Source organism: Pedobacter namyangjuensis (assembly GCF_003313325.1).
Lineage (GTDB): Bacteria > Bacteroidota > Bacteroidia > Sphingobacteriales > Sphingobacteriaceae > Pedobacter > Pedobacter namyangjuensis.
Window position 1 is genome coordinate 426562 of the sequence record NZ_QMHQ01000003.1, and the last position, 14639, is coordinate 441200.

Genomic DNA, 14639 nt, shown 5'->3' on the forward strand with positions numbered 1-14639 from the left:
CTATTTATTAGTACTAACTTTTTTTAACGCTAATCTATTTTTAGGATTTAGCTGGTAGTTTATTGAAAAATAACTTAAACTCTCCTGATCTGCTTTTGAAGAAGTTGGCGTAAACCTATAATTTGCTATCGCTGGATTTATAGCGTGAATTGGAAGTGCAATAAAGTTTATTATACCGTTAAAAAACTCGCCAAATACCGACATTGTTACCTGATCTTTAAAATCTGGTTCTTCTGCTCCCCATTTATTAAAGCGTTTTCCATCACGTATTTGATTGAATTCTGAGGTGTCCCAATCATAAGATGCATAATTTTTGCCTTTAAATCGCTTTTTTACCTCCCTAATTTTAATTGCGGTTACGTCTTGCACATTAATACTTACAAAACCTGTATCTGCTCTTAATAAAATTTTAGTAGAGTCTACTTTTTGCAATATGCCTTTCTGCCTTGAATTTGCAGTTTTTACAATTGCCAAATATGGTTTTACATTTTGAGCATATATAATATTATTCGAAAATATTAGTATAACAATAATTAATATAACTCTCATTTAAAATTCTTTAAAAGATATGAAATCGATAATACTCCGTAAAACTATTAGTTTACATGCTCAACGTAAGCGGTATTTACATAAGGTTCTAGCTTTTTATAAACTGTTCTGAACTTAACTTCATCACTCGCTACTTTAATTATCATTTTGGTGTTCTTGATATCTGAAACTATACCGGCTATCGTACCAATTACTGCTCCCGAGCCGGCTAGTGCTCCTGTAATAATGGCCATTTCTTCAAAAGCCCTACCCTCTTCATCTAAACTCCAGATAGCGGCTCCAGCTACTAAACCAGCGCCACCGCCTTTTAAAGTTCCTTCGCCAATGGTTAAGCCACGCTTTCTTATTTTCAGTCGTTCAATTTCCGCAGGGCGAAAAATAACATACTTGCCTTTGTAATCTTCTATCCCAATTCCTTCTGGCGAAACTTTTTTAAGGAAACCTCGCACCGTAGCGTATTTTTTGGAGACGACTTTAATTTCGTAAACGCCATTTTGCGCTTTAGCGAAAAGACCGAATGTTGAGAAGAAAAGAAGAGCGATTACAAGTTTCATTATTTAGTTCCCATTTCCAGAATCTTATCGAACTCGGTTGCCTTTAGTGGCATAACCGATAATCGGCCTTGTCTAACTAATGAAATATCCTTTAAACTTTCTTCGGCTTTGATTTGCTCTAAGGTAACCGGATTATCTAAAGCTTGCACCGGTACTAGATCTACAACCACCCAATTTTTATCATCAGTTGTAGGATCTTGATAAGCTTCTTTAACAACTTTGGCTACACCAACTACATGTTTACCTTCGTTGCTGTGATAAAATAAAACCAAATCGCCTTCTTGCATTTCTCTTAGGTTGTTGCGAGCTTGATAATTGCGCACACCATCCCAAAAAGTACGTCCATCTTCGTTAAATTTGTCCCAGCTATATTTAAAAGGCTCTGATTTTACTAACCAATGTTTCATTTGTGTATTTATTTGATTTCAAATTTACAGTTTTAACATAAATATTTAGGCATAAAAAAAACGCCCTTTTGGAGCGCTTTAATTATATTGATTAATGTTATTTATTGCTCAACGCACTTTCAATACGATCAGCAAGATCTAACAAGTGATATTTGGTTAACGAATCTGCCTGAGAATTTGCAGCACCTTTTAAAGTACCATCCAAATCTCTTAACTGACCTTTTACAACAGACAAAACATCACTTTGAGAAGCAGATAAACCGCTACTTACGCCACCTCTACCTACTAGTATTGCATTAATTGCGCTAGGAGCTGGTGCTGGTTTTACAATAGCGATTAATTTCTCTACGTAAGCTTTTTGCAAGTTACGACGATAAACATCTGTTGCTGTGTTAGATTTAAGCTCACCGAAAACAGCGCTATTCATATCTGTAAAAAAGTCGGTTATTTTATAAGCCGATGCACCATCAGTTGCTTCTGCAGCTACCAGTTTGCTCAATGTTGTATTACTTAACAAACGAGAAAGCGTAGTTCCCTGTAATCTAGAAACTACTTCTAACGGATTTTGATCGATATTATCTAAAACAGTTTGCGGAACAATCCATTTTGGCGTAGTAAATAATTGAGCATTCAAGAAATTCATTGCTTCTTTTTGCTTAGCGGCAGGCGTACGTTCGTAAATTAAACCAGCTTGGTCTACAGTTTTAGGCGTTTCGTAAATACCACCAACGTTTTTAGCCACGTGCCCCATATATCTACCAAACTGCGTAGTTAATTGACCGTACATTACCGATAAATTATCATAACCTTCGCCAGTTTCTTTTGTCCACTCTGGTAAGCTGTTTAGTATAACCTTTAAGTTTTTAATACCATATTCACTCGCTTTCATGGCGTTATCGCTCAAATCTTCGTTTTGAGAACGAGGATCATCAGAATTGGTTTCTGTACCAAACCATAAACGAGGATTTTTAGCAGCCTCTGTGGTTAGTTTATCCAACACTTTCATTTCTGCAGCTACACCTTTACTATCTGGGAAATATTTATAACCCCATTCGATAGCCCATTTATCATAGTCGCCGATACGAGGATACAAACCTTTCGAAGAGATTTTATCTTCTGGTTGAGCAACATAGTTGAAACGAGCATAATCCATAATAGATGGTGTGTGCCCATTTTCTTCAACCCATTTTTTATTACGTAAATTTTCTACCGGAACTGTAGAGCTTGAACCGTAATTGTGGCGTAAACCTAAGGTATGACCAACTTCGTGAGAAGATACGAAACGAATCAAATCGCCCATTAATTCATCGCTGAATGTCATTTTACGAGCACGAGGATCAACTGCTGCAGTTTGTATCATGTACCAATCGTGCACCAATTTCTGCACATTATGGAACCAGTTAATGTGGCTTTCCATAATCTCTCCACTACGTGGATCTGAAATACTTGGTCCGCTGGCATTTGCAATTTCTGATGGTTTATAAACGATAGCCGAATGGCGAGCATCATCTAAAGTCCAAGTAGAATCTTGTGCTTTTGTTGGGGCCATTTTACCAATAACGGCATTTTTAAATCCAGCTTTTTCAAACGCTTTCTGCCAATCGTTAACACCAGCAATTAAATAAGGTACCCATTTTTTCGGCGTTGCCGGATCTATATAAAAAACAATCGGCTTTTGTGGTTCTACCAACTCGCCTCTTTTGTATTTAGCTACATCTTGTGGTTTTGGTTCTAAGCGCCATCTTTTTACTAATTGTAAATCTTTAACACCTTGTGGGTTTAAGTCGAAATCGGTATAACCAACTGCAAAGTAACCTACACGCGGATCGAAATAACGAGGTGTCATAGGCACTTTAGGCAAAATAACTAAAGATGAGTTTAACTCGATAGTTGCAGAACCAGATGATGCGCCACCGCCCATTGCTGGAGCACCGCCGCCCATACCGCCAGCACTTGCTGCAGATAAACTATAAGTTTTAACTACGTTAATTTCTACGTTAGTTGGAAAACTACGTACACCCAAAATGTAACTGCGATCTGCCTGTTGCGTTCCTAGTCTAAACCTAGTTTTAGCCGCAGGCGAGCTGAAATAGAAAATCTCATTATCGCTGTTTAAATAAGCAGTTACGTCGATCACGCTAGATTTTTTATCCGGACCATAAGCTGCAACGTTAAAAGATGCGGCAATAGCTTGGATGTTTGAATTTTGTAGCGATTGGTACATCGATGCCGTACTATCTGCGCTATAAGTTCTGAAACTAACTTTACGCATGAAAATTCTGTCGTTCGGTCCTTTTTCGAAACGAATAACAGAACTTCCAATCTGATCGCCAGCATAACCTTGCGCAGCACGTACATCAGCGCCTGATTTAGAAATACGGTTTACAACCAATATATCGCGACCTAAAGTCGTATCAGCGATTTCGAAAAAATATTTGTCCTCAATTTTATGGCTAGTAATCATCCCTTTTCGGGTAACTGCCTTATTGGTAATTACGGTAGCGTAAGGTTTCGGTTGCGCAGCAACTCCAGAGCCTAAAGCAGCACCTGGTGCACGTCGGGTCGAATCTGTAGCAGCGCCACCAGTTGGTCTAACTTGCGCATCGGCCACAGCAACAACACCAGCCACCATTAAAATGGTTAGTAAGTTTTTTTTCATGAAATTTTCGGTTAGTTATTGATTGGTAAAGATAGCGGGTATGCTAGGTTAGAAAACGTTAATAACCATAACTTTATAGTTACAATAACCATAAAACACAGAAATTTAATGCTTTATTTAATGAATCATTTTAAACACCATTTCTTTCATCAATTCGCCATCGCTTACATTGCCGGTACTATCCAAACCTTTACTTTTTAAATCGTACTCTCTTAATAAACTTATAATTTGAAACGTCTTGGCATCATTAAAGGTTCTAGCTGCAACTTCATAGTCTTTAATAAAATACGGACTAACGCCCAGTTCTTTAGCTGCATCGTTTTTATTTGGCAAGTAATGGTACTTTAAAATCTTAGTAAAATAGCCGTTCAAATTTGCCATTATCATCACCATTGGGTTAGCTTTTGGATTAGCGGCAAAGTAATTTATAATCTGGTTGCACTTTAGCACGTTTCTGGTGGCTAGTGCTTTTTGCAACTCGAAAACATTGTACTCTTTACTAATACCTATATTTTTCTGTATATGATCGGTTTGTATGGTTGTGTCTTTGCTAATGTTTAAGCAAAGTTTTTCAACTTCATTCGCAATTTTAGATAAATCCGTACCTAAATACTCGGCCATAAGTGCCACTGCCTGAGGTGCAATTTTATAACCTTTTTCCTTTATAAATTCTTCTATCCACGGTGCCAGCTTGTAATCCCTAACCAAATCTGATTGGAAAATTGTTCCGCTTTTACTTATCGTTTTATATATTTTCTTGCGTTTATCAAAAGTAGCATATTTATAAGCAAACACTAAAATGGTGCTTGGCAACGGCTTTTCGAAATAATTTAGCACCACTTCCGCCTCTTTTCCACTTCCCTCGCCATCTTTGGGCCATTTTAAATCTTGCGCCTCCTTTACAATAATCACCTGATATTCGGACATCATTGGATATCGTTTTGCGGCAGTTAAAATGGTGGCCATATCCGTATCCTTACCGTACAAAACAGTTTGATTAAAGCCTTTTTCCCCATCGTTTAAAACGTGATGCTCAATGTAATCAACAACTTGATCTATAAAATAGGGCTCTTCGCCCTGTAAAAGGTAAAGGGGCTTAAATTTTCTGGCTTTTAAATCTTTTATTATTTCTGTGGCGCTCATCAATAGCAAAAATACAATTTAAATTACATTTGCTGTGTCGAGATGTTAGATTTGAGCGCTGGTTTTTTATTTGAAAACGAATGTACCAGCGTATCGCCAATTGCAGTCCCGCTATCGCTTATAGTCCTCGTTTCGCTATGCTACACTCCGGGCTAATTCGCTCTATCGGGTTTAAAAATTAACGTCAGTACAAGTAAAACCAAGCCACAGGCAGGCAGCAATGTAAATAGCCCCGACATTAGCGGAAATACCCCGATTTTTCTCGGGGATTGTAGCATTGGCGGGACGGCTTTTTAAGAAGAACTACAGGTTTTGCGCTGCTAAAAATTAGCCTTTAAAAAGTATCTTTGCCAAAATTAATCGCAATTAGTTGACGTTAGCACGCCTTAAAATCCATGTTTAATCCAACACCACTTAACCTTCCTAACTATCCGTTTAAAATTACCCAAAAAGATGGACTGGTTTTTATTTTTGACGAGATTAGGAAAAAGCGGTTGGTGTTAACGCCAGAAGAATGGGTGCGACAGCATTTTATCCGTTTTTTGATAGACGAAAGGGGCTTTCCTTCTGCCTTACTACAAATTGAAGGCGGATTAAGCCTTAACCAAACCAGAAAACGAAGTGATATTTTGGTTTATAACAAGCTGGGCGAAAAAATAATGGTGATTGAATGCAAAGCACCTTCTGTAGCTATTACGCAAGCAACCTTCGACCAAGCTGCACGCTACAATTCTGTTTATAAAACGGGCTGGCTAGTGGTTACTAATGGCTTAAACCATTATTACGCAAAAATAGACCACGCAAACGGAAAGTTTCTGTTCGTTGAAGAATTGCCGAGCTATAAGGAGCTATAAAAATTTTGAGTTTGTAGAAACGACTTTACCTTTAATTAGATGTACTTAGTTTAACATTAAATTTTAATTTTTTTTTTTAGCCGTAGAAATAACACTTCAACCTTTACTAAGCATATTCCTGTTTCCAAAGCTGTTTATTACCCGTGTAAGATGCCTCATTTATCATTGCTACGCAAATGGAAGCTTGTGTACCCGTATTGATATTGGACACGGGCATTTTTCCGGTTAAAATTGAATTATGGAATTCATCTAAAGCGTAAGTGGTGCCGTCTTTGGTTGGTTTATCCAAAATTGGGATGCCTCCATCTGTATTAATAACAATTTTTGTGGCGCCGGTTACCCCATCTACAATTCCTAATTCTTTTGCAGTTTCGGCTTCTGGATAAAACACGCCAGTGTTGGTAAGTAAAGACACCGAACCTTTGGTGCCTTTTATTTTAAACAAATAGCCGTCGTGAGCATTTCCACAAGTTGCACCGTAATTGCCAATCATTCCGGCTTTGTTATAGCGTAAAATTGCTTGTACGTTATCAAACGTTTCCCTTCCATCTTTAAAAACATCTACGCCTCCTGTTGCAACAATTTCATCTGGTTGTGTTTCAAAAGCCCAGTTAATAAAATCAATTTGGTGCGATAGCAATTCTGCAGGTAATCCGCCAGAATATTCTTTGTACATGCGCCAATTTATTTTACGCTCTAAAGTTTTGTCGGCAACTGGCCTACGCCAATCCCAGTTCCTGTCCCAACGGCAATCTACTTGAGAAACTTTGCCCAAATAACCGCTTTGAATCATTTCTTTAACCTTAAAATACAAAGGCGAGTAGCGATATTGGTAACCCACTTGAAAGATTTGTTTTGGATGCTGGTTGATTAATTTACGTAAAGCCAAGGCCTCTTTTATGTTGTAGGTCATTGTTTTTTCTACGTAAACATGTTTGCCAGATTCTATAGCATCTTTTGCAATACCAAAATGTTCGTTTAATGGTGTGGCAATAAAAACTGTTTCTATAGATTTGTCGTCTAAAATTTTTCGGTAATCTTTATACGCTACAGCCGAGGTCGGCACATACTTTTTTGTTTCTGCCAGTCTAAAATCCAACACATCGCAATAAGCAACAACGTTAAATTTAGTCGGCATTTGCTTGATTACAGAAAGCACACCCTTTCCCCTATCGCCACAGCCAACCATAGCAACATTTAAGGGTTTTAACGATAGGCCGGCATAAAGATGATCAGCCATTAAGATGCCGGTTCCAAGCAAAGCTGATTTTTTAAAAAACGATCTGCGGTGCATTACAACTTTTTGATTTTGATGCTTCTAAAACTTACTTTATCACCATGATCCTGCAAAAGGATATGCCCTTGTTTAGCTTGACCAAAATTCTGCCAATCTTTATATTTACTACCCGCAACCAAGGTTTTAAAAGCTTCAGATCCACGAACATATTCCAACACCTTTATTCCGTTTAAATAATGTTCAACCCTGTTGTCTGGGTAAACCACTACTCTTCCCCTGTTCCAAACGCCAATTCCTCTTTTACTCCCTAATTTCTTATCTGCTGTCATTAAATCATATAATGATGCTAAAGTTCTATTGCCGTCTTTGCCTAGCTTGGCATCAGGGTGTTTTTCGTCGTCTAATACTTGATATTCTAAACCGATGGCAGAGCCTTTGTTATTTTCTGATAAGGTTACGAAATATTTGACGCCACTATTTGCGCCTTCGGTTAGTTTAAATTCGAACGATAAATCGAAGGCACTAAATTGTTCTTTGGTTACAATATCGCCACCATTGGTAGACTCGCCTCCGTCTGAGGGCAAAACACTTAACAGTCCATCATTTATAACCCAACCTTTTGCAGGGAAAACGGATTTATAGGCGCCAACCCAACCATTGTTTGTTTTACCATCAAACAGTAATTTATAACCATTTGCCAGTTCTGGTTTCGATAATTCGTTTGCAGTAAGATTAACTAAGTAGAAATCTTTTGGAAAAGGTTTTGACTTTAGGTTTTCAGTTTGGATATTGATATTTTTGAAATAAACTTTTTTGCCTTCGTTTGTGCTATTATCTCCAATTGAGTGAACTTGCAAGCCAATTACTCCCGATTTATCCAAAGTATCAATTACATAGGCCACCGGAATTCCGTTAACCCAGGTTTTCATTTCATTGCCAATACACTCTATTCTAAAATGGTTAAATTCTTCTTGCTTATACGCTGTTTTAGCCGTTGGATTTAGTTCTAGTGGATACAACCACAGTCTTCTCGCCTCGTCATAAATTCCTCCAGTCCACGCTCTTTTTGTAGGATCAATTTCCATTTGCCTGCCAAAAACCAAGCCCTTGCCTTTATTACCATTAGGATCATAATGGCTTCTGGTTTGCACACCCGTATTGCTATCTGCTCCCTCCAACTTCACATCTAGTTCTAAAATAAAATCTCCGTACTCTTTCTCGGTAATTAAAAATGAATTAGGGGTTCCTTTCATCATCGTGCCGACAATCATATTATCTTCGACTACGTAAGGTGCTGTACCAGCAACTTTTTTCCAACCATTTAAGGTTTTACCATCAAATAATGGTGTTGTTTTTTGGGCGTTTGCAGTAATGGCGCCAATAGCTAAAAGAGATAAAAGGCTTATTTTTTTAAAGGGATTGAACATATATTTCTTTATGTTATTTTTTAGATAGATTCTTCAATCTGATTGACGAAAACTTTAAATGAAGAAATTAAACACTAATATTTGAATACTTTTCCGTTTGCAATAACTTCTTGTCTTTTCTCATCAAAAGTTGCTTTTGCACCTGTACGCACGGCTGCGTTGGTCATTATATTTGCCACAGAGTGAGAATAGCCAGCTTCTACCGGTGCATTTGGTGTATTTCTGCTTCTTACGCATTCCATCCAATTGCGCATGTGTGCTGATGTTAAAGTATCGCCACCCATGCTTGCGCCCGTAGCGGTTTTAATTTCCTTCGTAGATAAATCAAATGGAGTTAACAAATTGGCTTTAAGGCCCATTGCAGCAGCGGTTTTTTCATCTAATCCGCCTTTTGGCGAAACTTTATTAGTGATTAGATTTAGTTCACCTCCGTTTGAATAGTAAACTTCGCCCACATCACCTACGCTATTTTGCATACGAGAGGTAAATGTAACTTGGAATCCATCAGAGGTATTCGGTTGGCCATAATCAAAAACCGCCACCATAGAATCCCAATTCTTACGACCATCTTTCCAAGTATAAATTCCGCCGTTAGCAACTACGCTACGCGGATGACTCAGTTTAGTAAACCAGTGTACGGTATCTATTTGGTGCGACATCCATTGGCCAGGCATACCCGAAGAATACGGCCAAAACAATCTATACTCTAAATATTTTCTAGGATCCCATTCTTCAAACGGCCTGTTCAAGAGAAATCTTTTCCAATCAACATCTTCTTGTTTCAGCTTTGCAACTAATGCCGGTCGACGCCAACGGCCAGGCTGATTTACATTCCAAACTAAATCTACCGCCGTTATTGCACCGAACTTACCGTCTTGTATATATTTTGCCGCAGTGCTATAATTTTCGCCACTGCGTCGTTGAGAACCGATTTGAACTATCTTTTTACTTTCTTTAACCGCTTTTAAAGCTGCCTTCGCATCGTCCATAGTTTCTGCAAAAGGTTTTTCTACATACGCATCGCAACCAGCTTTAACCGCTTCTATAGTGTGCAAGGCATGCTGAAAATCAGCTGTGCTTATAATCACCGCATCCAAATCTTTCATGGCGTAAAGCTCGTCGTTGTTTCGGCAAGCTTTTGCATCTACGCCGAGTTTCTGTTTCAGGTGGCCTATGCCCAAATCCCTTCGGTAATTCCAAAGATCCGACAGACCGACAATATCGAAATTAAGTTCTTTGTTATGATTTTGGAAACAGGGCAAAAGCGTTTCCTTAAAACGATCCGAAAACCCAACAATACCAACATTTACCCGGTCGTTGGCGCCTATTATACGTTTGTAGCTTTTTGCGCTAACACCCAATGTGCCGGCGTATGTTGCTGCTGCCAGCAATGCCGACTGCTTCATAAATGTTCGTCTGCTGTTTTCCATTAAACGCTACAATTAATATACTAAAAAGATATTTGGTTTTTGGTTAAACGATTTAACACTTACCAATGATATGATTTTTAGCTTAAAAAAGATAACGTTTAGCGTAACTTTTTTGCGTTAGAGGAAATGATTTACTTTTTTTCTATTGGGTCGAATTTGGTGATTACGAACGTGTACTTTCCTAAATCGTAACCTTTAAAGTCAGACACTTTTATAAACTTAACATCTGCCCTTTTACCCTGGCGTTGCAAGTTTCCCTGCAACGTATAGTTATCGTTCAGTTTTAATTTTTTAAGCTGTTCATCAGAAACGATGCCTTTAATGTGCAATAACGCATAGTTTAGTACGCTACCTATTGGCCTGTTATTATCATTATAAGCAATAAAATTTGCAATTTTTACAGCTTGGCCACTTTCTGTTGTATCAGTTACGCTCGAAAACTTTAAAGGCATTCCGTTTAAAAAACCAGGTTCATTGCTCAATTTAATTAGCTTACGTTGAAATCTATCTGTTGTTTCGGCTTGGGTGGCCTCGTCTTTACCCCAATTAGGGTTGCTGGCAATAAAGTCGCTTAGTTCTTTTTCTATAAAAATCTGCGACTCCACTTTTTTCTCTTCGCCACGACAAGCCAACAGAACCATCGATACAAATAACAAATAAACTAATTTTTTCATAATTATGCGTTTAGCGCCGTTAAGCTATCTTTAATGATGTTAATTTTCGATTCTGCATCGGCTTTTTTATTGCGTTCGTTTGCAATAATTTCTGGTTTCGCATTTTGTACAAAACGTTCGTTGCTTAATTTAGCATCAACAGATTTTAAAAAGCCTTGCAGGTATTCCAATTCCTTTGTTAAGCGTTCTCTTTCAGCATCCACATCAACATTTTCCGTTAGCGAGATAAAGAATTCATCCTTACCAACTAAGAAACTTGCTGCACCCGCAACTTTATCATTTACAATTTCAGCTTCGCTAATGTTGGCTAGCTTAAATACAATGTTTAACCAATTTTCGTAAACCAAATCCGAGTTTACTTTAATATGCAAAGGCAAAGCGTCTTTCGGAGATATTTGACGGGTATTTCTTACGTTTCTAATCTCCGAAACCAATCCTTTTATCAGCTCTGCTTCTTTAAGCAATTTTTCATCGGCTGTGCCCACTGTTGGATATTCGGCAACGATGCAACAATCCATTTCTGATCTTTCGCCAAACAATTCGTCGTGGTACAACTCTTCGGTTATGAAAGGCATAAACGGATGCAATAATTTCAATATCTGCTCAAAATATTTAACCGTAGCTGCTTTGGTTTCGGCATCAATCGGTTGCTGATATGCCGGCTTAACCATTTCTAAGTACCATGCGCAGAAATCGTCCCACACCAATTTGTAGGTAGACATTAATGCTTCCGACAAACGGTACTGTTTAAAATCAGCCTCAATTTCGCTTAAAGCTTCGCTAAAACGGCTTTCGAACCAAGCAATGGCTTGCGTATTCGGATTCTCTAAATTTTCATCAACTTCCCATCCTTTTACCAAACGGAAAGCATTCCAAACTTTAGAGGCAAAATTACGTCCTTGCTCGCAATAACTTTCATCAAACATCAAATCGTTGCCTGCCGGAGACGACATAAGCATACCTACACGAACGCCATCGGCACCATATTTTTCAATTAAACCTATTGGGTCTGGCGAATTACCCAAAGATTTAGACATCTTTCTGCCTAATTTATCTCTTACAATTCCCGTTAGGTAAACATTCGTGAATGGTTTTTTGCCCATAAACTCATGTCCGGCCATAATCATACGTGCAACCCAGAAAAATAAAATCTCAGGTGCGGTAACCAAATCGTTGGTCGGATAATAATAATTAATGTCTTTGTTATCAGGATTTTTAAAACCATCAAAAACAGAAATTGGCCATAACCACGATGAAAACCAGGTGTCCATTACGTCTTCGTCTTGTTTTAAAAACGGTGCCAACTGATTCTTAAAACCTGCTTTATCAGCTTCTGCATTGTCTAAATGTTTTTTCTTCCAAAACTCTTCTAATGCCTCATCTTTGGTTTTTGCAACTACCCAATCACCTTTATCATCGTACCATGCAGGTATTCTCTGCCCCCACCAAAGCTGGCGGGAAATGTTCCAGTCGCGAACATTTTCCATCCAATGGCGATAAGTGTTTTCGAACTTATTTGGGATTAAATTTACCTCACCGTTTAAAACATCATCCAAAGCAGGTTGCGCCAATTCTTTCATCTTCACAAACCATTGCATAGAAAGTTTAGGTTCTATTGCCGCATCTGTACGTTCAGAAAAACCAACTTGAGATTTGTAATCCTCAACTTTCTCTAGGTGCCCCGCTTCGTCCAACATTTTGGCAATTTTCTTACGAGCAACAAAACGATCTTCGCCCACTAAGATAACGGCTAATTCATTTAGCGTACCATCATCGTTTAAGATATCTGTAACCGGCAGTTTATGTTTTACCCCAAGTTCATAATCGTTCAAATCGTGTGCTGGTGTTACTTTTAAGCATCCAGTACCAAATTCAACATCTACATAGTCATCTTCAATAACCGGAATTTCATGATTAACTAATGGCACATAAACTTTTTTACCTTTTAAATGGCTAAAACGTTCATCATGTGGGTTTATACAAATTGCTGCATCTGCCATAATTGTTTCGGGGCGAGTAGTAGCAACAGTAAGAAAGGTAGATGTTTGCCCGCTTTGTGCCTCATGCCCTTCAGCTTTTACCTCATACCTTATGTAATATAATTTCTGGTTTACTTCCTTACGAATCACCTCTTCATCTGATACAGCCGTTTTACCAGCAGGATCCCAGTTTACCATACGAATACCACGGTAAATCCACCCTTTTTTGTATAAATGAACGAAACTATCTATCACCGCTTCAGACATATCGTCTTCCATGGTAAAACGTGTCCTATCCCAATCGCAACTTGCGCCTAATTTCTTTAATTGATCTAAAATAATGCCCCCGTATTTCTCTTTCCACTCCCAAGCATATTTCAAAAACTCTTCGCGAGAGATATCTTTTTTATCAATTCCTCGCTCCTTTAACATGGCCACAACTTTAGCTTCGGTTGCAATAGAAGCGTGGTCTGTTCCAGGAACCCAACAAGCATTTTTGCCCTGCATACGAGCTTTACGAACTAAAACGTCTTGAATGGTATTGTTTAACATGTGCCCCATGTGCAGTACGCCCGTAACGTTTGGTGGCGGAATTACGATGGTATATGGCTCACGTTCGTCTGGTTCTGAATGAAAAAATTTCTTATCTAACCAGTAGCTGTACCATTTATGCTCAGTTTCTGTAGGATTGTATTTAGTAGATATGCTCATTTATATGCGGGTATCGAATTTAGGCGGTAAAAATACATTTTTAAGCGCAAAGAGCAAAGCTGAAATGGACCACTTTGTTAAATTACAACAAGCTATAAAAATTGAACAAAGTTGAAATTAACTTAATTTAGCCTTTGAAAATCAACGACAGCAAATTATAGTAATGTTAGCCCTGCTTTCTGTTGCAAGTCCTCTCCCGAAGAAAAATCGGGATTCGGGCTTTACACTTCAATCAGGTTTATTTCACTTAATACAGTGCAATACATAAGTTAAAAGTCCGCTATCTGAAAATGGCTTAATGCTTAACAAATAAAAGCAATGTTAAGAAGAACTTGTGCTAAATCAGAGACCTAAATTCCTTCAAAAACGTCATCCAGTTTTAAAACAAAACCTGGTAGTACTGAAGATCTAATTTCTTCGCTTAGTGTAAATATTTTAGAGGGTTGAAACTTTCCGGTGGCATCTAAAGTATAAATCAAAATACTCTGATCACTTTGGCTAACTACCCAGTATTCTTTAACGCCAAATTCTTGGTAAACTTGGTATTTATTTAACAGTTCTTTTTTGTTATTTCCCGGAGATAAAATCTCTACTATAATGTCTGGTGCACCAATGCAACCTTTGTCATCAAGTTTAGTTAAATCGCAAATAACACAAATATCTGGCTGTAAGACGGTAAAAACATCCTTATCAGCCTTGCTAGTTTTAGGAAAACGAACATCAAAAGGAGCACCGTAAACTTTGCAAGGTTTATTTTTTAGAAAACTGTAAATTGGGTTAAACATAGCGCCAAAAATCTCTTGGTGTACGCGAGATGGCGCCGGGCTCATTTTAAAAATTTTCCCTTTAATTAATTCTACTCTTTCGTCAAAAAGCCAATTTAGGTAATGAGCATAACTATAGGTTAACGATTCGTCAATCTCGTTAAAACTGTAAATTTTCTCGTCAGTTAAATCCGGATATGTTTTATGAATACTCATACACTCAAATATACTTATTAATAGGCAGATAGAAA

At 38.0% G+C, this 14639-nt stretch carries 12 protein-coding genes; 1 reads left to right on the forward strand and 11 read right to left on the reverse strand.

Features of this window, described 5'->3' with window-relative positions:
- The 5 genes from DUT69_RS13670 to holA form a co-directional block, all read right to left on the reverse strand.
- A complete protein-coding gene (locus tag DUT69_RS13670; RefSeq protein ID WP_113653807.1) occupies positions 1–549 on the reverse strand; it encodes a hypothetical protein in 549 nt (182 codons plus the stop codon).
- Positions 550–596: 47 nt separating this feature from the next.
- Positions 597–1103, reverse strand: a complete 507-nt coding sequence (locus tag DUT69_RS13675; RefSeq protein WP_113653808.1) for a hypothetical protein — start codon at positions 1101–1103, stop codon at positions 597–599.
- Positions 1103–1510 (reverse strand): EVE domain-containing protein, encoded by a 408-nt coding sequence (locus DUT69_RS13680; protein WP_113653809.1) that lies wholly within the window; start codon positions 1508–1510, stop codon positions 1103–1105. Before DUT69_RS13680 ends, DUT69_RS13675 begins: the two co-directional genes overlap by 1 nt.
- A gap of 97 nt (positions 1511–1607) precedes the next feature.
- Positions 1608–4169 (reverse strand): zinc-dependent metalloprotease, encoded by a 2562-nt coding sequence (locus DUT69_RS13685; protein WP_113653810.1) that lies wholly within the window; start codon positions 4167–4169, stop codon positions 1608–1610.
- Between the two features lie 117 nt (positions 4170–4286).
- Positions 4287–5312: a DNA polymerase III subunit delta gene (gene holA / locus DUT69_RS13690; RefSeq protein ID WP_113653811.1), complete on the reverse strand. Its 1026-nt coding sequence runs from the start codon at positions 5310–5312 to the stop codon at positions 4287–4289.
- A gap of 395 nt (positions 5313–5707) precedes the next feature.
- Here holA and DUT69_RS13695 point away from each other — a divergent pair, with 395 nt between their 5' ends.
- Entirely contained in the window at positions 5708–6166 is a 459-nt protein-coding gene (locus DUT69_RS13695) for a type I restriction enzyme HsdR N-terminal domain-containing protein (RefSeq protein WP_113653812.1), read from the forward strand.
- Between the two features lie 106 nt (positions 6167–6272).
- Here DUT69_RS13695 and DUT69_RS13700 read toward each other — a convergent pair whose 3' ends face one another.
- The 6 genes from DUT69_RS13700 to DUT69_RS13725 all read right to left on the reverse strand — a co-directional run bounded on the left by DUT69_RS13700 (position 6273) and on the right by DUT69_RS13725 (position 14604).
- Positions 6273–7460, reverse strand: coding sequence for a Gfo/Idh/MocA family protein (locus DUT69_RS13700; RefSeq protein WP_113653813.1), 1188 nt, complete (start codon positions 7458–7460; stop codon positions 6273–6275).
- Positions 7460–8830, reverse strand: coding sequence for a 3-keto-disaccharide hydrolase (locus DUT69_RS13705; RefSeq protein ID WP_113653814.1), 1371 nt, complete (start codon positions 8828–8830; stop codon positions 7460–7462). Before DUT69_RS13705 ends, DUT69_RS13700 begins: the two co-directional genes overlap by 1 nt.
- A gap of 74 nt (positions 8831–8904) precedes the next feature.
- Positions 8905–10260, reverse strand: a complete 1356-nt coding sequence (locus tag DUT69_RS13710; protein WP_113653815.1) for a Gfo/Idh/MocA family protein — start codon at positions 10258–10260, stop codon at positions 8905–8907.
- Positions 10261–10391: 131 nt separating this feature from the next.
- Positions 10392–10934 carry a hypothetical protein gene (locus tag DUT69_RS13715; RefSeq protein ID WP_113653816.1) on the reverse strand — a complete coding sequence of 181 codons (543 nt, stop codon included), beginning with the start codon at positions 10932–10934 and terminating at the stop codon, positions 10392–10394.
- Between the two features lie 2 nt (positions 10935–10936).
- Positions 10937–13624, reverse strand: a complete 2688-nt coding sequence (locus DUT69_RS13720) for a valine--tRNA ligase (RefSeq protein WP_113653817.1) — start codon at positions 13622–13624, stop codon at positions 10937–10939.
- Positions 13625–13974: 350 nt separating this feature from the next.
- Complete coding sequence (locus tag DUT69_RS13725; protein WP_113653818.1) at positions 13975–14604, reverse strand: Uma2 family endonuclease; 630 nt, start codon at positions 14602–14604, stop codon at positions 13975–13977.
- Positions 14605–14639 lie beyond the last annotated feature (35 nt).